The organism is Nostoc sp. DSM 114167 (assembly GCF_052692655.1).
On the sequence record NZ_CP195116.1, the window covers coordinates 5,657,967 to 5,678,076 of the forward strand.

Sequence of the window (20,110 nt, forward strand, 5' to 3'; positions counted from 1 at the left end):
GCAATTGGTGTTGCTGAGTTTAATTGACCAACTGGATACAAAACTAGACTGAAAATATACGTTAATTCATACATTTTCGTAAACGCGATCGCAAACCCACTTCTGACACACTCTTAAGTATTACAAGGTTGTTAATTAATGGCGATTGTGGTGGTATTAACGCCAAATATGCTGCCAATGCATTGAACGAAGTATATGTGTGTTTCTTTTTTTGAGCCAACTGACGTAGTGTTTCAGCAACAAGGAAATAAATTTGCAGGGAATTGTCGGGGGTAATTTGCGAAACTTGACTTCAACACCTTCTGGCTTCTGTGCTGAACCACTTGCACAAGGCGAGGCAGTCACAGTAAAAGGTAAGTTTTTCTTTATTAAGGATAAAAAGTTTTATCTTAAAGGAGTTAGTTACGGCCCTTTCTCCATTGGTAGCCACGGTGAATCCTTTCCAGAAAAATCAGTTGTGGAAAAAGATTTCGCCATGATGGCAGAAATGGGAGCTAACTGTGTGCGTACCTATACTGTTCCACCTGATTGGCTGTTGGATCTAGCTGCAATCTCTGGTCTGAGACTGTTAATTGGTATACCTTGGTCTCAGCATATTGCCTTCCTTAACTCTTCTGCTGTCAAAGCAGAAATCCGTAACTGCATTGTTCAAGGAGTTAAAGTTTGCCGGAATCATCCCGCTACCTTTGCCTATTTGGTGGGCAATGAAATTCCTCCAGATATTGTCCGATGGCATGGAGCAAAACCAGTTCGGGCTTTTATTAAAGAGTTAATGGCGGTAGCAAAAGACAGCGATCCCGAAGGTTTGGTGAGCTATGCCAATTACCCCTCTACAGAGTATTTAAATATTGACTTTACTGATTTTTCATGCTTTAACGTTTACCTGCATCGGGAAACAGATTTTCGTCGCTACCTCTCACGACTCCATAATCTAGCTGAGGATAAACCTCTAGTACTGAGTGAGTTTGGCGTTGACTCGATGCGTGAAGGAACCCAAGCCCAAGCCGAAATTCTCTCTCAAAAGCTGTCATCTAGTTTTGAGATGGGAGCAGCCGGGACAATCATATTTTCTTGGACGGATGAATGGTTTACCGGCGGATATGCCATACAAGATTGGGCTTTTGGTCTAGTTGACGCCGAACGGCTCGAAAAGCCAGCTTTCCAGACAGTTCAGCAGTACTACACAGCGCCTCTGCCGCCAGCGCTACCTGAATATCCTAAAGTCTCAGTGATTGTCTGCGCTTACAATGCTGAACGCACGATGGATAGTTGTCTAGCTTCTCTCAAAGAACTCAACTATCCCAACTATGAAGTCATTGTAGTTAATGATGGATCGAGCGATCGCACTCTCCAAATTACTCAGCGTTACGATTATGTACGCCTAATTAACCAAGAAAATAAGGGATTAAGCGTCGCCCGCAACGTTGGGATGACCGCCGCAACTGGCGAGATTGTTGCCTATACCGATTCTGATTGTATGGCAGATCCAGACTGGCTCACCTATCTGGTCGCCAAGTTTCTCTCCTCTGGTCTAGCTGCCGTAGGCGGGCCAAACTTATCTCCCCCGGAAGACTCTCTTGTTCCCGCCTGCGTTGCTGTCTCACCTGGCGTACCTACCCACATACTTTTGAGTGATGAAGTAGCGGAACATATTGCTGGCTGTAACATGGCTTTTCGTCGGCAGGTTCTACAAGAAATTAACGGCTTCAACCCGATATTTCGTACTGCCGGGGATGATGTTGATATCTGCTGGCGACTGCAAGATCGAGGTTACACCATTGGTTTTAGCCCAGCGGCAATCGTATGGCATTTTCGCCGTAACACAGTAGCAGCCTATCTCAAACAGCAGCAAGGTTATGGCAAGGCAGAAGCACTCGTTTATTTTCAGCATCCCTACCGCTTTAACCTTCTGGGACAGCCTTCTTGGTTGGGGAGAATCTACGGAGATTTATCTGCATTTCTTCGTATTGGTCAACCAATTATCTACTCTGGGGTGTTTGGTCGCGGTCTGTTTCAAACCTTGTACGAGCCTTCCTCGTCTCTGATTTCTTACCTCCCCCTGACACTGGAGTGGAATATCGCAGCTTTGATCCTATTTGTGTCTGCGCTTTTATCTGGCGATCGCCCGTGGTTGGGTGCAGCAATGTTCCTTATCTCTTTTAGCTGGTGTGTAGCTGGTGCTATACAAGCGCGGATTGACTCTCGTTTTCTCAAAAGAAGGGCACGGTTACTGGTGGCGCTATTAATTTACCTGGGGCCGATTGTACGTAGTATAGAGCGCTATAAATGGCGAATTAAAGAACTTAAGAAAGCCGAGCCGATAAAGTTTGATGAACTGTAAATAAAAATAGAAGCATAAAAAAAATGACCGAAAACGACTCATGATACAAGCCTCTAAATTTATTTATGGGGATCATTAATTTTGAATTTTGAATTTTGAATTCGGAGCGAAGCGACGTGACTCAAACATTAACTCAAGCAGATTTAATTCAATTTGATTTGCCAGCGCACAAAGTAAATATTTCCTGGCGCGATCGCGCCTATGAGTTGTCCTATTGGACAGAAGCAGGAATCGAAAAGGAGAACCTGCTGCAAAAGGTAATGGATTTACTCGTGTCTTGCAAGTATTTCATTGCGATGGATCGAGGCTGGAGCGACTGGGATTTAGAGATTTATCAGGGGATTTGGTCAAAAGTTCAACTGAAAGTATGTGCTGAAAATCATGGAGGTAACAAAAGAGTTTTGCGGGTGCGGTGTGCTTTGAGAATGTCACAGTTAGCCATTATGGCGATGGTTGGCTATTGTCTGTTCGCAATTGTGGCGATCGTTCTGGGAATGCCAGAAGTAGCAACACTCACAATTGCACTAGGTACGCTGAACGCCAGTGTCATCTTATATCAGAACTTCCAGTTGGGACGTATTCTTTACCAAGTACTGGAGATTGTTGCCAAAAGAGTTTACTTGCTGCCAATACAAACCACCAACAACCAGTCTGTCGCAGAAAGTGTAATATTACAGCCATGACAAACGTCTTGGTACTCCAGTAAGCAAATGGCCAGACGAGAGGTAAATCTGCAAGTGAGGCAAGAGATCAAATTAATCATGCATCGATACGGGCAGATGCTCCGATATCCGCTGCGCCAGTGGCGTACCTTAATCGCAATCATCGGTCTCACGGCTGGCACTTGTGCCACCGCCACACTTCAACCTTGGCCAATGAAAATCTTGGTAGATTATGCTCTCGGTCAGGCAGTCATCCCCCCGTTGGTTCGCTCATTCCTGGGGACTTTTAACTTGGCGCTCACACCAGCGTTGCTGGTTGTTGTCGCCGCAGTTTGTAGCCTTGGACTTTATACTTTAAACGCTACCCTAGAAACTAGCCTTAGCTGGGCCTGGAGCGCTGCCGGACAAGGTATGGTCTACGAACTGGCCCAAAGACTGTTCTATCGTTTGCAACGCCTTTCACTGCTGTTCCATAACCAACGGACTGTGGGTGATTCCCTCAGCCGTCTAGCCGGAGATACCTATTGCGTTTATACCTTAAGCGGTGCTTTGCTAATTTCACCTGTGCAATACTTGCTGACGCTAGCAACTATTAGCCTCGTCGCCTGGAATCTAAGTCCTTTACTAACACTACTTTCGCTTTTCGTGGCTCCAATAATGGGCGGTTCAGCCCTTGTTTTTGGTTCCCGACTCAAGCGCCGGACAAAACTTAACCGTGAAGCCCAGTCCCGCCTCACCAGTTTTGTCCACCAAACAGTAACAGCAATCCCGATGATTCAGGCATTTGGTAGAGAGAGTTACAATACCCGGCAGTTTGAGCATTTAGCGGCAGACGCAGTTGTTCTTTCACAACGCGAAACTCTGCTCAAAAGTGTTTACGGTGTAGCCAATGGTACTGTGACAACGATTGGTACTGCGATCGTTCTGTATGTGGGCGGGCAGCAGGTGTTATTGGGGGCTATGAGTATCGGCAGCTTGCTCGTCTTCTTAGCATACCTACAATCTATACAAGGAGCATTTAAGGGTCTATTTGGCATCTACGGGAGCCTGAAGTCTGTAGATGCCAATATAGATAGAGTTTTAGAAGTTTTGGATGCTCAAGATGGCGTACAAGATGCTCCTGCTGCCAGAGCATTGCCAGTTCGTCCACTTAGAGAACGCGGGCACGTATGTTTAGAGAAAGTCACCTTCGGTTACGAACCTAACTATCCCGTCCTCAAAGAAATTACCCTAGAAGCGCGACCGGGAGAAACGATCGCCCTCGTAGGCGCGACAGGTGCTGGTAAGAGTACACTGGTTTCCCTGATTCCCCGCTTTTTTGACCCTTGGCAGGGACGAGTCCTCTTTGATGGGGTGGATGTCCGAGATGTACAACTGAAAAGCTTGCGCGAGCAAATTGCTCTGATGCTGCAAGAGCCGTTTTTACTGCCGCTCTCGGTGGCAGAGAACATTGCCTACGGGTGTCCAGAAGCAAGTTTAGCAAAGATTGTCGCAGCAGCCAAAGCGGCTAAGGCGGACGACTTCATCCAACAGTTGCCCCAAGGGTATGATACCCCGATCGGTGAAAGAGGGGCACTCCTCTCTGGCGGACAGAGACAGCGAATAGCGATCGCCCGCGCCCTGCTCAAGGATGCACCAGTACTGATTCTCGATGAACCCACTTCTGCTCTGGATGCCCAGACTGAGGCTTTACTGCTGGAAGCTTTAGATCGCCTGATCGAAGGCCGGACTACGTTTATCATTGCCCATCGACTTTCCACGATTCAACGAGCAGATCGGATTGTAGTTCTGGAACAGGGAAAGGTTGTGGAGATGGGAACGCACCAGGAGTTGCTGGCTATCAATGGTTTCTATCATCGTTTGCACTCCTTGCAGTTTCCCAAACCGCCGCAGGAGGTCGTTCTATGAAACTGTGGTGGCTGCGATTGGCACGTTACGCCCTGGTTCGTTGGCGCGGACTCATTTTTGTCATGCTGCTAATGCTGATTAATGTGGGGCTAAATGTACTCAAGCCCTGGCCTTTGAAGTTGATCGTTGATTGCGTCTTGAACAACCAATCGCTACCAAATAGCGTTCTTTGGCTCAAAACCTTGTCTGGTAGTCAATCCGATATGCAGTTACTCGCTTGGTTAGCAGCTGCCACAATCGTTTTATTTTTATCCAGTGAGGGAGTTCGACTGATACAGGAATATGTTGGAGCTGGTGTTGGCAGCCAGATGGTTTATGACTTGGGAGCAGCACTATTCGATCGCTTACAGCATCTTTCTTTGAGATTCCACAATCAACAGCGCGCTGGCGATCTGGTCAGGCGGGTGATGACCGACAGCATCTGTATTCAGAATTTGGCAATGGGGGTTTTTCTGCCCGTGCTTACTTCTCTGGTGAATTTGGTCGCAATGTTCGGCGTGATGTGGCAAATTAATCAACTGCTTTCACTGCTCTCGCTGACGATCGCTCCTTTAATAATCTTACTAATTTGGGTCTTTAACCAGCCCATGACTGAACGAACCTATCAGTATCAACAATTTGAAGGTGAGATCGTTGCACTCAGCGAGCAAACCTTGACAGCAATACCGATTATTCAAGCATTCGGACGTGAAGCACACGAAGATGAGCGCTTTCGCTACCTGTCTCAAAAAGCCCTGCAAGCTTATGTACGCTCTATCCTTGCCCAAATGCAATTCAAAGTTGGGGTGGGAGGTGTAACCGCAGTTGGAACAGCAGCAATCATGGCTTACGGTGGCTTCCAGGTTTTGGATGGGTCACTCTCAATTGGTTCTTTACTAGTCTTCCTCTCTTATCTCGCCTCCTTGTACGTGCCGATGGCGACTCTGGCTTATATGTCCTCTAGTTTTGCTAGTGCAGCTGCTAGTGCTAGGAGAGTGTTAGAGGTTTTGGATACTCAAGATGGGGTGCAGGATGCTCCTGATGTTAGACCATTGCCAGTTCGTCCAGTAGGAGGACGCGGACACGTATGTTTAGAGAAAGTCACCTTCGGTTACGAACCGAACTATCCCGTCCTTCAAGAAATTACCCTAGAAGCGCGACCGGGAGAAACGATCGCCCTCGTAGGCGCAACGGGTGCTGGCAAAACTACCCTAGTCTCCCTGATTCTCCGGTTTTTCGATCCTTGGCAGGGACGAGTCCTCTTTGATGGGGTGGATGTCCAAAGCGTACAACTGAAAAGCCTGCGCGAGCAGATTGCCCTAGTGTTGCAAGAGCCATTTTTACTGCCGATAACTATTGCTGAGAACATTGCGTATGGCTGCTTTAATGCTAGCCGCGAAGCGATCGTCAAAGCCGCTCAAGTTGCCAATGCTGACAGCTTTATTCAACGATTACCTCAAGGTTATGACACGGTAATTGGCGAGCGCGGAGCCACACTTTCAGGGGGTGAGAAGCAACGGTTAGCGATCGCCCGTGCCCTGCTCAAGGATGCTCCAGTGCTAATTCTGGATGAACCCACCTCCGCCCTAGATGCTCAAACGGAGTTTCTGCTGCTGGAGGCATTAGAGCGACTGATGGCAGGACGGACTACGTTTATCATTGCCCATCGCCTCTCGACAATTCAACGAGCCGACCGAATCGTAGTTTTGGATCGGGGGAAAGTAGTAGAGATGGGAACTCACGAGGAGTTGCTAGCGGTAAGTGGCTATTACAAGAAGCTGTATAAATTACACTTCGGCTCAACTCAACCATGCGATCTGCGATCGTGAATTCGCAAACAGGCGGTTAAAAACTAGCAAGATTTTTGTTTAAAGAGTTCGATCCATGAAGTATTGCATTGTTAATGGAGATGATTTTGGTGCTAGTCAAGGAATTAACAGTGGCATTGTTGAAGCCCACTGTAACGGAGTCCTAACTAGCACGAGCTTAATGGTGAATATGCCAGCGAGTGAGGAAGCAGCTATCTTAAGCCGTAAACTACCCGAACTGAGCGTTGGTTTGCATGTAAATATCACAACCGAGGATGGAGAATTAGCACTCGATCTCACGACTTTGGATCGATGCCGTGCTGAACTAAATCGCCAATTGAAACGCTTTCAAGAGCTAATAGGGCATCTACCGACTCATCTTGACTCGCATCATAACATCCACCGCTCTCCTCAATTACTGCCCCACTTCCTTAATTTGGCGCAGCAATATCGATTGCCACTAAGAGAACACTCTCCGGTTCGTTATTTCCCCAGCTTTTATGGGCAATGGGATGGAGAGACGCACCTGGAGCAGATTAGCGTCGAAAATTTAGTCCAAATGCTAGAAACCGAAGTTCAGGAAGGGTTTACGGAATTGAGCTGCCATCCAGGTTACGTCGATCCAGAGTTTTCATCAACCTATGCGATCGAGCGAGAAACGGAATTACAAACGCTTTGCAGCCCAATCATCAGAAGCAAGCTCACAGAACTCCAGATCCAACTTATAGGCTTTCGAGAACTCGCCAATTTGCTAGCAAACCTATCAGCTTAGTTGGGAGGGAAGTATTATGTCTGTCGTTGTCATTTCCCCTTCAAACGTCGTCACCTTTCCAGAAGGAGGGGGTCATTTCTGGGTTTATATGCAATATGTACAGGGGCTGCGCCAGTTGGGATGTGAGGTGTATTGGCTAGAGCGTTTCCACAGTAGCGGCGATCGAGAGCAGGATAAACTTATGCTTTCTACGTTTTATCAACGTATGGAACGCTATGGACTTAGTGGAAAGGTCATCCTTTATTCAGACCAGAACGCGATATCCGATCGTGGCAGCGAGTATGAATACATCGGAGTTTGGTCATCAAAGGCACAGGCAATCTTTCGGCAAGCAGACCTTTTACTAAATTTTTACTACGGTATTCATCCAGCTTTGCTTTCATGTTTTCGACGGACTGCTTTAATAGATATCGATCCAGGTTTATTACAATTTTGGATAACAGTTGGACAGCTCGTTGTACCCCCACACGATTATTACTTTAGTACTGGTGAAACTGTCGGCACACCTAGCGCTAAGTTTTCGGATTGTGGTTTGACTTGGATGCGAATTCGACCACCAGTATGTCTGGAATTGTGGCCATACGTATACAATCCCAACAGCGAAGCATTTACGACTGTCTCCGGTTGGTGGGGCAATGGTGGCAAAGGGGAATGGATTACAGACGGGCAGGATATCTGCTACGAGAACAACAAGCGAGTTTCCTTCATGCAATTTGTGGAACTGCCGCGCTTAACCGACCAAGTGCTTGAGCTGGCGCTGTGCCTGGGTGAGGGAGACGTGGAAGACGATCGAAGCAGAAAAGAGCAAAGCTGGCAAGCCAACAATACCGTACCGCATGATGTTACTGATTATAAAGGAGACGCAGAGGATCGAGAAGTGCTGGAGAGCTATGGTTGGCGGGTGCGTCATGCCTACAAAATGGCTAGCAGTCCAGATAGGTATCAATCTTACATCCAAATGTCGCGAGGAGAGTTTAGTTGCGCGAAACCTTCATGCATGAAGTTTCAAAATGCCTGGATTAGCGATCGCACGCTCTGCTATTTAGCAAGCGGGAAACCTGTTGTTGTTCAAGACACTGGGCCGAGTTCTTTCCTACCTAATGGCGAGGGGATGTTTCGGTTCTCGACGCTTAGTGAAGCAGCTGATGCCTTAGCGACAATAAATACTAATTATGAAAAGCACTGTCGAGCAGCAAGGGAAATTGCTGAAGCATATTTTCAAGCTAAACAAACTTTGCATGGCATCCTCAACTATGCTCTTAAATTTCAATGATGGATGGAGTGAACCAAATGATCCTTTCTTTTGACTATCCGCCTGCTACTCGGGGAATAGTCGTCGTCTGGGGGATGCTAGCATCCTTTCCATTTGGGGGCATGACTTGGCAAGTGCTCCACTATCTAGCAGGCTTGCGGCGATTAGGTTTCGATGTCTGGTACGTCGAGGATACTGACAGCGAACTATTAGATCCGATTACCTTCTGCTGGCATACATCAGAATATTCAGCAAATGTGCGCTATCTTGCCCAATACATGGATAGTATCGGTTTGGGCGATCGTTGGATTTTCCGTCCTCCAGGAGTGCGAGATGCAACCCTGGGAGCACGTGATTTAATGGGATTGGCAAAATTATACAAGGAAGCGGATGCAGTCATCAATCTATGTGGATACCATCCCCTACGTAGTGAGCACGACGATATTGCCTGTCTGATATATTTACAAACCGATCCGATGGTCGATCAGATCAAAGTAGCCGAGAATGACGCTCAAAAGATTGAGCAACTTGATGCTTACAATTACTTATTCACCTATGGCGAGAATCTGGGAGCGCCCGACTGTCTTGTACCCGTCGATCGATACCAGTGGCATCCGACGCGACCGCCAGTTTGCCTCGATTGGTGGTTTACCGATAGTCCACCAATTTTGGACTCAGCTCTCACAACTATCTCAAACTGGGAGCATTGGGACAATGATATCGTTTGGCAGGGAGAGAAGTATTACTGGCGCAAAGACCGAGAATTTCGGCGTTTCATAGACCTTCCAGCAAAATCTTTGCTACCGCTTGAGCTTGCTCTTGAAGGTATTAATCCTCAAGAGCAAGCTGAAATGATTAATCGCGGTTGGCGGATTATTTATGCTAGGGCATTATCCGATCCGATCGCCTATCGTAACTATATTTGTGCCTCTCTAGGCGAGTTTACTGTGACAAAGGATCAGTATGTTCGTCCTCGCACTGGCTGGTTCAGCGATCGCTCTGCCTGCTATCTGGCAGCAGGTCGTCCTGCGATCGCCCAAGAAACAGGGTTTAGCAAGTTCTTACCCACGGGGAAAGGATTATTTGCATTCAACACTATGGAAGATATTCTCGCGGCAGTGGAGGCGATCAAAAGCGACTACGAAGGCAATTGTCGGGCAGCTCGTGAAATTGCTTCGGAGTACTTTGCCGCAGAGAAAGTGATTGGCAGTCTCATGGAACGAGCGGGGTTATAAGTATGGCACGCATTGTTGTTTGCGGATATATGATTCGACATCCTGTTGCTGGCAATCTCTTAGCCTACTTTCATTATGTTTTAGGGTTACATCATTTGGGACATGAAGTCTTATACCTGGAGGAAAGTGGTTGGTCTGGGTCTTGCTATAACCCTATTGCCCACAATTACACTGATGACCCAAGCTTTGGACTTCACGCAGTCCAAACGCTCATATACAGTTATGGCGTGAATGCCACACTCTGCTATGTAAATCGGGATACAGGAGATGTCTACGGTGCAGATTGGCAAGAAATAAAGCAGATGCTCAAGACGGCGGATCTGCTATTAAATATCGGTGGAGTTTGCTGGTTATCTGAATTTCTTTTATGCAAACATCGAGTATTAATCGACATGGACCCATTCTTTACCCAGATTGGGACGTTCGCCGCTGAGGGTCGTAACGATTATCACGCTTACTTTAGTTATGGCGTTAATATTGGACAACCAAATTGCGGCGTACCAAGTGATGGAATTAAATGGCTCCCCACTGTACCGCCTGTTGTACCAGAGATATGGAATTCGATACTTATTCCCGAAGATAGTGGCGAAGAACGCGCAGATTTCCCATTCACGACAATTGCCAATTGGAATGCTTATGGAGGCGTGACTTATAAAGGTGAGGATTATGGGCAGAAAGATCGGGAATTCATGCGCTTGCTGGAACTCCCTAGCCACTGTTGGCAGAAACTCGAACTCGCTCTTGCTGGCAAGGATGCAGAAATAGCAGAGGTTATGAAATCTTTAAAGGCAGCAGGTTGGTTAGTTCGAGATGGTAAGGAAATTAGCGCTAGTCTGTCAACCTACATAACTTACCTGACTAGCTCCCGTGGAGAATTTAGCGTTGCCAAACAAGCTTATGTAAAAACTCGTAGCGGTTGGTTTAGCGATCGCAGCGTCTGCTATCTCGCTGCTGGTCGTCCCGTCATTTTACAAGATACCGGATTTAGCGATTGGCTGCCTACAGGGCAAGGTGTGCTGGTATTTTCATGCTTGCAGGAAGCTGTAGGCTGTATCGAGCGCGTCAATACAAATTATCAGGCTCACTGTCAGGCAGCAAAAGAATTAGCCGAGCAATTCTTTAGTTACAAAGTGGTGCTACCTCGACTACTGGAGACAGTTTTAAGCACCCATCTATCTCAATTTCAAGTCTGACTGCCTATGAAGGAATAAATCATCAGCTAATACATCTAATCAAAACATATAACAAATTTCAAATAAGATGATTATTATTTTTGCTAGTGCTATTGGTCGGTTTCCCATAGGAGGCAACGCTTGGTCTGACCTACAATACCTCCTGGGTCTACGTGCCCTTGGACATGATATTTTCTACTTGGAAGAATGCGGATCGATGTCGTGGGTTTACAACTGGGAAACCGAGCAAATCACGACGGAGTTAGACTATCCGACAAATTATATTAAAAACTGTCTAGAACCGCTTGGTTTTAAAAATAAGTGGATTTACCGAACTGACGAGCATTCAATCGGGATGGAGACTGACGAGTTTAAAGACATCTGCTCGCAGGCTGATTTAATGATCGTTCGTGGTTCGCCACTTTCTATTTGGAGAGATGAGTATGGATGGCCGCAGCGCCGCATCTATATTGATGCCGATCCCGGTTTTACGCAGATTAATATTGCTAACGGTAATTCGGAATTAGTAGAGACAATTGAACGTTGCGATCGCCTCTTCACGATTGGGCAACGCATTGGTGCTGAAGACTGTCTTATCCCCACAAACGGTAGGCATTGGCAAAAGACATTACCTCCAGTAGCACTGCCTTACTGGCCAGTAACTGAAGACAATCATACCACCCACTTCAGTTCGATTATGCAGTGGCACAGTTATCGAGAGGTGGTCTACGAAGGAGTCACCTACGGCAATAAGGATAAAGAGTTCTTAAAATTTATAGATATACCGCAACTCACCAAACAGCAATTTCGGATTGCCTTAAGCGGTGGCTTTCCCGATGAACTATCACAGTATGGCTGGGAGGTGATTCCCGGATGGATTGCCTCCTTTACCCCAGAGTCTTACCAGAAATTTGTCCAAGCATCCCGCGCTGAGTTTGGAGTCGCAAAACAGGGTTATGTTGCTACCAAAGGTGGCTGGTTTAGCGATCGCAGCGTTTGTTATCTGGCTTCCGGTAAGCCAATTCTAGTTCAAGACACAGGTTTGAGCAATTGGTTGCCGATCGGAGAAGGGATTTTAACTTTTTGCGACCAACAGGAGGTAGTCAAAGGTGTAGAAGCCATCAACGCTGACTATGAGCGACACAAGTATGCAGCACGCAGGTTAGCAGAGGAATATTTTGACTCAGATAAAGTTCTTTCGTCTCTGCTAGAGGCGGCAATGAATTAACTGTCATTGAGTATAGGAGATATATTATGTCAACAGTAACTATCGGATTCTTTCCTCGCGAACAATTCACCTTAGCAGTTGAATCTTTACAGCGAATTTTCAACTACACCCACATCCCGTTTAACCTGATCGTAGTAGACTGCAATACTCCGAAAGTGTATTGGCAGCAGATGGAACAGGTATTAGAAGGTCGCAGTAATGTCAAAGTCATTTACAAAGATTGTTATTTGCAGCCCAACCAGTTAAGAAACTTAGTAATTCAAGAAGCTAAGGATGATTTTTTGTGCTTCGTTGAGAATGATGTTCTTGTTGAGGAAGGTTGGTTATCCCATCTGCTTGCCGCCTGCGAAGAACAACCAGCTGATGTAGCTGTGCCCCGAATTATTGAGGGGCCTTTAGGAGCGACAAACGTTCATTGGGACCCAAACCAGGGTCAGGTTCGGTCAGTACAAACAGCTAACGGCGTTAAATGGGAAGTCCTGCCAGCCACGAGCGAGCAGCAACTCGATCGCGGAACTCATCGCCGGATGATACAGTTAGCTGGAGAAGCTCACTGTCGGCTCTACCGTCGAAGTGTTTTTGATCGAGTTTCTCCTTTCGATGAAGATGTTATTTTTCTAGATCATTTCGATTCTAGTTTGGCTTTATATAATGCCAAAATTCCAGTTGTCTTTGAGCCGAAATCTGTTGTTCATTTCTGGCACCCTTATCCTCCTCATCCAGAAGACCTCGATTATTTTTTCATGAGATGGGATCTTGAACAATCCGCCAAGAGCCTCGAGCGTATTCAAGAAAAATGGAACTTGGTTTCACTGTACGGAGACTTAAGTTTTGCCATAGAGCGGAATCACATTGGTCATCTGTACGAGGTAAGAGAGGAACTCAAAACTCTGATATCGCCACAGGAATCTTTTATCTTGGTCGATGAAGACCGCCTGAACGGTAACGAAATCATTAAAGGTTTTCAAACAATCCCCTTTACTGAACGCGATGGGTGGTATTGGGGGCGTCCAGTAGATGACGACACAGCTATTCGAGAATTCGATCGCCTATACCAAACTGGTGCTAGTGCGATCGTTTTCTTGTGGCACACTTTTTGGTGGCTGGAATACTACACCGGATTTCATGAATATTTACGGCAAAAGTTTCCCTGTGTATTACAAAATGACCATCTGATTGTATTTGACCTACGCTCATGAACAAGCCTCTAGCCAGTATTATCATCACCAACTACAACTATGAACGTTTTCTGAAGGAGGCAATTGATAGCGCTCTCAATCAAAACTATCAGCCTTTAGAAGTGATTGTGGTTGATGATGGTTCAACAGACGACTCACAGCAAATCATTGCCAATTATGGGGAAGAGATTATCCCTCTGCTAAAAGAAAATGGCGGACAGGGTTCTGCATTCAACGTTGGTTTTGCCGCAAGCCGTGGTGAGGTTGTCTGTTTTTTAGATGCAGATGATGTTTTGCTGCCTGATGCGATCGCCAGAGCCGTTGAACTGCTGGGCGATCCGTATATAGTACAGGTACACTGGCCTTTATCCGCTATAGATGTTGATGGTAAGCTATTGGGAAAATTGATTCCCGATCGACCTCTACCAGAAGGAGATTTACGCGATGTGCTTCTTCAAGGTAGCATTGAAAGCTATGTCTTCTCACCCACGAGCGGCAATGCCTGGTCGCGTAGCTATTTAGAGAAAATTTTTCCCCTGCCCGATACTTACTACTCTCTTAACGCTGATGCGTACTTAACTTTTTTATCTCCTTTTTTCGGTAAAATCAAGCGCATTGCTGAGTACCAAGCCCTATATCGGATTCATGGTCATAATGGCACTAGCAAGCTTACTTATAGTTGGCAACTTAGCCAATATCACAATCATATAAAAGCTTTGTGCGAGTCTTTGCACAAGCACAACATTCAAATCGAAGATGCTTTTGAGCGCTGGAAGGGTTCTGAGTATGAGTTTATCCAACGTCTGGGCGCGTTGGAGCCGGAACTAACTCCCTTAATTCCAATGGGGCAAGGGTACATTTTAGTTGACATGAACGAATGGGGATCTGGTCAGCTTCTGGATAAGTGCCAATCAATTCCCTTTCTAGAAAAAGATGGGATGTATTGGGGAGCGCCAAAAGATGATGCCATTGCCATTAAAGAGTTTGAACGACTGTACCGTGCAGGAGCAAGCTTTATCGTGTTTGGATGGCCAGCTTTCTGGTGGTTTGATTATTATGCTGAGTTCGCTTGCTATTTACGTACTAAGTTTCGCTGTGTTTTAGATAATGAGCGCTTGGTTGTCTTTGATTTACGTATGTCTGTTTAATTTTATTTAAACATTTTTAGTTAAAAAGGCGGTAATTTTAAACACATGGCACTTCAAACCAAAGTTAGCATTGTAATTCCAACTTACAATCGCTCGGAGTTATTAAAAACTAGCTTGCAGAGCGCATTGGCGCAAGACTATCCAGATTTTCAAATTCTTGTCTTAGATAATGCTTCTAGCGATGATACAGAGGCAGTTGTATGTTCATTTGCGGATTCGCGCATCACTTATATACGCAACGAAACGAATATTGGAATGTTTCGCAATTGGCAGCGAGCTATTGAGGTAAATTCTAGTCCCTATCTAGCTCTCTTGTCGGACGATGACATTCTGCTGCCCAACTTCATCCATGAATCTGTTTTAGCATTAGACAACCATCCAAATGCTGGTTTTTCGGTTGCGCAAGCTGAAATTATCGACACTAATGGTGTTCCAGTGCATGTGACAGGCAAAGAGCTTTCAGATAACTTTCCAGAAGGATCAATTGATGGTCTAGAGTTCATCCACCAAATTGCTGATGGGCGGAAATGGATTTTGCTATGTTCAGCGATCGTGTTTCGCGCTAATGCCCTGGCAATGGTTGGGGGCATCGACGCACCGCACTCCAAGTATATGCTTGATTTGAACTTATACTTACGTATGGCGGCGCAATTCGATCTCTTCTTTATTGCTAAACAATTAGCCCAAGTCCGATATCATCTTGAACAAGATTCCCAAATTAATTTCAGTCTTGGAGGAACAGGCCCACTTGGTGTGATGGCAGAACGTACTGATGCGATCGCTTATTTGTTAAAGTCGCCGCGTGCAGAGGATGCATCTTATCGTCAGTGGCTAGCAGAGCGCCTGTTGCATATAAGTATGCGCCGCAGTCAGTTCACATCTGAATTGATACCTGAACTTAATTTGAGTTGGTCAGAACGCCTACAAATTGCAATGCAGGAAATTGCATCTGTGATTCCCATTGGCAAGCGTTTGATTTTGGTCGATGAAAATCAATGGGGCTGCGAGATTCTGCCGCAATACGATGCTCTGCCCTTTTTAGAACAGGACGGTCAATACTGGGGAGCGCCACTGAATGATGAAATCGCCATCCGAGAACTGGAACGAATGCGTCAAGCAGGAGCAAGTTTCATAGTCATCGCCTGGCCCGCTTTCTGGTGGCTTGATTATTACTCTGGTTTGCGAAATTATCTCAGTTCAAATTTCCGCCGCGTTTTGGACAACAGTCGCCTCGTCGTGTTTGATCTCTGGTCGTAGACATTGCTTGTAATTAACTGCAAACTCACTGGTTCGAGTTGTCATGAACTGGAAATATGAAAAAGATAAATTTAATATCCCAAGTCGATGGCTAGCTTGGTCAGGAGTTTTAGCTTTAGCCGGTGCTGGCGGTTGGCTAACCTACTTCTTCGCTCTAAATCAACCTCCTGAACCAGTAGCAGTACGCTTGTTAACCGTGGAGCGAGGTAATGTTGAAACCACAATCAATGAGAGCGGTACTGTTGAGTTACGAGAACAGCGAATCTTGAAGTCCCCAAAAGAAGGTGCAATCGAACGAGTCATGGTAAAACCTGGTGAGAGGGTAAAACTTGGTCAAGTGCTGCTGACCCTGCGCTACCCTGAGCGAAAAATTGCTCTTACCAATCAACAATTACAAATTCAACAAGAGCAACTCAACTTAGCACGTAGTCGCGAGAAAATTATTGAAGCCCAAGAACGACTAACAGCCGAAGAAAAACAACTCCAGAGGCTTGCTCCCTTGGTGCGAGAGGGAGCTATTGCCCAAGAACAAGCCAAAACGCAGGAAGATACTGTACGCGTTGCTCGCGCTAGCCTGCGAGATAATCAAGCAGAGGCACGTACAACCGCTCTTAAAATTCAGACTTTGCAATTGGAGCGCCAACTTATTCAGCAGCAACTCCAGGATAATATTGTAACTGCACCATTGAATGGCGTAGTTTTGGGTGTGAATGTAGAAAACGGTGATGGGGTCGAGTTGCGTACCAATCTGCTCACTTTGGGCGACCCCAGAAAAGTTTTAGTGAAACTCCAGCTTTCTACCCTCAACGCTGCTCAAGTTCGCGTCAACCAACTTGCCCGTATTAATGCGATTGGGCCGAACGCAAAGAGATTCTCTGGACGCGTAAAAAGCTTGTATCCTCAAGCACTTAGCCCTGAAGCCCAAAAACAAGACGGTAGCAGTTCAAAACAATCAGAGCAACCAACAGTACCCGCAACGGTTGAGCTTGATAGCCCGACTCGCACACTGCTCCCTGGTAGCAGGGTAAATGTCGAGGTTGTGTTGCAGCGACGGCAGAACGTAGTAGTTTTGAAGACAGAGGCAATTGTGCGATCGCAACCACGCCCGTTTGTATGGGTTCTGGATAGCCAAAATCATGCTCAAAAACGCACCATTAATCTGGGATTGGAGGGGTTAATGAATGTAGAAGTAACCTCTGGTTTGCATCCCGGCGAACAAGTTATACTGCCACCCGTTGAGTCGGAACTCAAGCCAGGGCTGCCAGTTAAGGCAGGGGAGCAGGGGAGCAGGGGAGCAGGGGAGTAGGGGAGTAGGGGAGCAGGGGAGAAGTTGCAGTAAATTTTTCCCCTCTGCACCTTTGCCCCTCTGCCCCTCTGCCCTTCTACCCTTCTGCCCCTCTGCACCTCTGCACCTCTGCACCTCCGCTTCTTGTCCCCAATACCTAAGCTAGAGAAAAGCAACTATTATGGCTCTTTCAGCTTTTGACTTATTAAATATTACCTTTCACTCTTTAGGTAGAAACCCCTTGCGTTCTGCTTTGACTACTCTGGGGGTATTTATGGGTGTGGCTGCTGTCAGCGCTACACTTCAGGTTGGTAATATTAGCCGAGATGCGATCGCTCTACAATTAGCAAAACGAGGCGCGCCTCAAGTTTCAGTTTATCCAAATTGGGATTCTAGTGGTCAAGCTACCCAACTCAAGTTGGAAGATATGGAATTCTTACGACAGCGAATGGTGGGCTTGCAAGCAATCAGTTCTTTTAATTGGGCTGGTTCTACACCAACTATATTTCGCGACAAGGAATTTACTCCAACCTTGTCACCTGTTTCCCAAGATTTTTTGTTGACTTCAGGGATATCTTTAGTATCAGGACGGTTTTTCACGTCTGAAGATTTTGCCAACTACCGCCCGGTAATCGTAATCGATCAATTGCTGGCAGAACAACTTTTTCAAAAGCAAGAACCTGTAGGACAGCTGATTTATGCTGGGGACAGACCCTATATCGTTATCGGGGTAGTAGCAACTATTCTAAGTGAAGATGCACCTCCGGCGGGTCAACTGTATGTGCCGATGTCTATTTACAACGCTTCGACTGGTAGCCGCGACATTGGGAGCATCCAAATGCGCCCTTATGCACTTGCAGATGTGGAAGAGTTAAGCCACCAAGCAGAGGAGTTACTGTTACAAAGATTTCCAGGTTACAAATTTAAATTTTGGAATAATGTATCAGATATTATACAGCAGCAGAAAACTCTAGAGATGGCTTCTCAAGGTCTAACAGCAGTAGGAGCGATCGCGCTGTTAGTTGGCGGTGTTGGAATTGCGAATATTATGATTGCCTCTGTAAATGAACGAACTGCTGAAATAGGTTTGAGACGGGCTATAGGTGCAACCCAACGCGAAATCTTGCTGCAATTTATTTTAGAGGCGATGCTTTTAAGTCTAATAGGAGGAACAGCGGCTCTAGGAGTAGTGCATGGATTGACTGTTGTAATTACCGATACCTTTAGCTTGCCCTATAAGTTTGATAGCAGAATTGCAGTGCTAGCAGTGGGTTCAGCGCTACTGGTGGGGGTGGGAGCTAGTTTGCTTCCCGCCCTGCGTGCTAGCCAGATCGATCCAGTAAAAGCCTTGCGCTCATAAGTTTTTTTCTACATTTTGAGGCAGGAAGTATATTGAGTAGAGTGTAGCCAGATACAATTCTTCTTAGGGACTTCCAAAAAATAAAACATCCCATTTAAGATAATAATAATCATTATTATAGAGGAGAAAGCGGCAGCCATCGGCTGCCACTTTCTCCCCTCCTTTTGGTAGTAAATTCAGTAATAATGATTGAATTTTCTGCCAAAAGATTAGTTTTTTGGAACAATTTATTCTTTGGAAGTCCCTTATTCATCAACTCGCGTAGACGGCGAATATTATCCGCTTTTACAGTTAGTAGAGTCGGATTTAAGTAAGTCAGCGTAAATAAATATTGTTGGCATAAAACAAAAGCAGAGAGCTTTTAGCAGGGGGAGAAAGAGTTTGAGCGTTATTTACTTTTATTTACACAGTTTGGTTTTATTGTACCGACTTACTTATTTGCACTGTTTTCTAATAGTTATTTCAAATAATCCTCGGCCTTCTTTTTGGCGATAATCACTGGTTTAAATACGTTTTTTTCAACACTAAAAACAAAACCTGGTGCTACATTCCGTAGCACATCATGTCTATTAAAATTTGTTTAAATATGGAGTTGTAGCATGATTCATGCAAGTATAAATCTTATGAGTTTATACCTTAAAAAACACTCAAACCATCTATTTAATATTTGGAAAAACTTATGCTGTTGAGTAAAGCTTTATTACTAGGCTGTATAGCGTGTTCTATAGGTTTTACTACTCCGGTCTTCGCTGTGAGTATTAACAAATCTTTAGATGTACAACAAGGTTACAATTTCCAGCCAAATACCTATAAACCTCTTGGGTTTATTAAGACATTAAGCATTGGTGATTTAGCTCTAGTCGCAGATCAATACGTAATCGATCCCACCAGTCGCCCAAGTCCTGGCGGAACCGGGATATATAATTACCCTGTTGTAGCAGTGCTTAGTAATGTTCAATGGGATGGTTCGCCAGTGGGAGATATATTCCTTACAGGGCGTATTTCGACCCCAAATAAGGCGCAGTTAGCTTTGTTGATGGGAGTAATCGGTAAAAAGGTGGTAGCAATTTCCTTTGCTACTTATGAATACAGTACTACCACTAAAACTTACTATCCTAGTTTTGCTTCTTATCAAGGCAGTCGTCCAAGCTATATTAATCCTCCTACTACAACTAATGTAATATATGGCTTGGCAAAAACGTTTACTGTAAATACCCTCCCTAGCACTGATGTTCTCGGCGCCCCAAACTATGTATTTAATATAACTTTATCTCCGACAGTAAGTTCAAGTCCGCAAGTATTCAAAATCCAAACTTCTCCCACTTTGACACAGTTTCAACCGTGGGGATTACCCCAAGCTTCTATCCAACCAACTGAGCTTTATGCGGGAGAATTAGACCTAAGTAAAATTTTTAGTATGACATTCTAAATGACGTTTTTAATGATCGCTATGGGGATTTTTTCACAAAGAGATATGTAACTTTTGTGGGCTGATGCGAGAAAATTGGGTTGTCTTTGCACTCAA

15 protein-coding genes are annotated in these 20,110 nt (G+C 45.5%); all 15 read left to right on the plus strand.

Going from position 1 to position 20,110, the window contains the following annotated elements; all coding sequences use genetic code 11:
* The first annotated feature begins 286 nt into the window (after positions 1-286).
* The 15 genes from NSTC731_RS24115 to NSTC731_RS24185 all read left to right on the plus strand — a co-directional run bounded on the left by NSTC731_RS24115 (position 287) and on the right by NSTC731_RS24185 (position 20,014).
* Entirely contained in the window at positions 287-2,341 is a 2,055-nt protein-coding gene (locus NSTC731_RS24115; protein WP_445627132.1) for a glycosyltransferase, read from the plus strand.
* Positions 2,342-2,457: 116 nt separating this feature from the next.
* Positions 2,458-3,024 carry a hypothetical protein gene (locus NSTC731_RS24120; protein WP_445627133.1) on the plus strand — a complete coding sequence of 189 codons (567 nt, stop codon included), beginning with the start codon at positions 2,458-2,460 and terminating at the stop codon, positions 3,022-3,024.
* Positions 3,025-3,120: 96 nt separating this feature from the next.
* Positions 3,121-4,911 carry an ABC transporter ATP-binding protein gene (locus NSTC731_RS24125; RefSeq protein ID WP_445627134.1) on the plus strand — a complete coding sequence of 597 codons (1,791 nt, stop codon included), beginning with the start codon at positions 3,121-3,123 and terminating at the stop codon, positions 4,909-4,911.
* A complete protein-coding gene (locus NSTC731_RS24130; RefSeq protein ID WP_445627135.1) occupies positions 4,908-6,719 on the plus strand; it encodes an ABC transporter ATP-binding protein in 1,812 nt (603 codons plus the stop codon). The genes NSTC731_RS24125 and NSTC731_RS24130 overlap by 4 nt, the downstream gene beginning before the upstream one ends.
* A 55-nt stretch (positions 6,720-6,774) precedes the next feature.
* A complete protein-coding gene (locus NSTC731_RS24135; RefSeq protein WP_445627136.1) occupies positions 6,775-7,470 on the plus strand; it encodes a carbohydrate deacetylase in 696 nt (231 codons plus the stop codon).
* 16 nt (positions 7,471-7,486) lie between these two features.
* Positions 7,487-8,743 carry a hypothetical protein gene (locus NSTC731_RS24140; RefSeq protein WP_445627137.1) on the plus strand — a complete coding sequence of 419 codons (1,257 nt, stop codon included), beginning with the start codon at positions 7,487-7,489 and terminating at the stop codon, positions 8,741-8,743.
* 101 nt (positions 8,744-8,844) lie between these two features.
* Positions 8,845-9,957: a hypothetical protein gene (locus NSTC731_RS24145; protein WP_445627138.1), complete on the plus strand. Its 1,113-nt coding sequence runs from the start codon at positions 8,845-8,847 to the stop codon at positions 9,955-9,957.
* Positions 9,958-9,959: 2 nt separating this feature from the next.
* Positions 9,960-11,150 (plus strand): hypothetical protein, encoded by a 1,191-nt coding sequence (locus NSTC731_RS24150; protein ID WP_445627139.1) that lies wholly within the window; start codon positions 9,960-9,962, stop codon positions 11,148-11,150.
* Between the two features lie 67 nt (positions 11,151-11,217).
* Positions 11,218-12,357 carry a glycosyltransferase family protein gene (locus NSTC731_RS24155; protein WP_445627140.1) on the plus strand — a complete coding sequence of 380 codons (1,140 nt, stop codon included), beginning with the start codon at positions 11,218-11,220 and terminating at the stop codon, positions 12,355-12,357.
* A gap of 26 nt (positions 12,358-12,383) precedes the next feature.
* On the plus strand, positions 12,384-13,556 hold the full coding sequence (locus NSTC731_RS24160) for a glycosyltransferase family 2 protein (RefSeq protein WP_445627141.1): 1,173 nt from the start codon (positions 12,384-12,386) through the stop codon (positions 13,554-13,556).
* Positions 13,553-14,683, plus strand: a complete 1,131-nt coding sequence (locus NSTC731_RS24165; protein ID WP_445627142.1) for a glycosyltransferase family 2 protein — start codon at positions 13,553-13,555, stop codon at positions 14,681-14,683. Before NSTC731_RS24160 ends, NSTC731_RS24165 begins: the two co-directional genes overlap by 4 nt.
* 45 nt (positions 14,684-14,728) lie before the next feature.
* Positions 14,729-15,940, plus strand: coding sequence for a glycosyltransferase family 2 protein (locus tag NSTC731_RS24170; protein WP_445627143.1), 1,212 nt, complete (start codon positions 14,729-14,731; stop codon positions 15,938-15,940).
* A 43-nt stretch (positions 15,941-15,983) separates the two neighbouring features.
* Positions 15,984-17,246, plus strand: coding sequence for an efflux RND transporter periplasmic adaptor subunit (locus NSTC731_RS24175; RefSeq protein WP_445627144.1), 1,263 nt, complete (start codon positions 15,984-15,986; stop codon positions 17,244-17,246).
* A 160-nt stretch (positions 17,247-17,406) separates the two neighbouring features.
* Positions 17,407-18,585 (plus strand): ABC transporter permease, encoded by a 1,179-nt coding sequence (locus NSTC731_RS24180; protein ID WP_445627145.1) that lies wholly within the window; start codon positions 17,407-17,409, stop codon positions 18,583-18,585.
* Between the two features lie 679 nt (positions 18,586-19,264).
* The gene (locus tag NSTC731_RS24185; protein WP_445627146.1) at positions 19,265-20,014 is read left to right on the plus strand and encodes a hypothetical protein; all 750 of its coding nucleotides are present in this window, start codon (positions 19,265-19,267) and stop codon (positions 20,012-20,014) included.
* Positions 20,015-20,110 lie beyond the last annotated feature (96 nt).

Bases quoted from the DNA above. Each gene is read 5' to 3' on its own strand.
- NSTC731_RS24125 (WP_445627134.1), top strand. From the start codon at position 3,121: ATGCTCCGATATCCGCTGCGCCAGTGGCGTACCTTAATCGCAATCATC.
- NSTC731_RS24130 (WP_445627135.1), top strand. From the start codon at position 4,908: ATGAAACTGTGGTGGCTGCGATTGGCACGTTACGCCCTGGTTCGTTGG.
- NSTC731_RS24135 (WP_445627136.1), top strand. From the start codon at position 6,775: ATGAAGTATTGCATTGTTAATGGAGATGATTTTGGTGCTAGTCAAGGA.
- NSTC731_RS24140 (WP_445627137.1), top strand. From the start codon at position 7,487: ATGTCTGTCGTTGTCATTTCCCCTTCAAACGTCGTCACCTTTCCAGAA.
- NSTC731_RS24145 (WP_445627138.1), top strand. From the start codon at position 8,845: ATGACTTGGCAAGTGCTCCACTATCTAGCAGGCTTGCGGCGATTAGGT.
- NSTC731_RS24150 (WP_445627139.1), top strand. From the start codon at position 9,960: ATGGCACGCATTGTTGTTTGCGGATATATGATTCGACATCCTGTTGCT.
- NSTC731_RS24155 (WP_445627140.1), top strand. From the start codon at position 11,218: ATGATTATTATTTTTGCTAGTGCTATTGGTCGGTTTCCCATAGGAGGC.
- NSTC731_RS24160 (WP_445627141.1), top strand. From the start codon at position 12,384: ATGTCAACAGTAACTATCGGATTCTTTCCTCGCGAACAATTCACCTTA.
- NSTC731_RS24165 (WP_445627142.1), top strand. From the start codon at position 13,553: ATGAACAAGCCTCTAGCCAGTATTATCATCACCAACTACAACTATGAA.
- NSTC731_RS24170 (WP_445627143.1), top strand. From the start codon at position 14,729: ATGGCACTTCAAACCAAAGTTAGCATTGTAATTCCAACTTACAATCGC.
- NSTC731_RS24175 (WP_445627144.1), top strand. From the start codon at position 15,984: ATGAACTGGAAATATGAAAAAGATAAATTTAATATCCCAAGTCGATGG.
- NSTC731_RS24180 (WP_445627145.1), top strand. From the start codon at position 17,407: ATGGCTCTTTCAGCTTTTGACTTATTAAATATTACCTTTCACTCTTTA.
- NSTC731_RS24185 (WP_445627146.1), top strand. From the start codon at position 19,265: ATGCTGTTGAGTAAAGCTTTATTACTAGGCTGTATAGCGTGTTCTATA.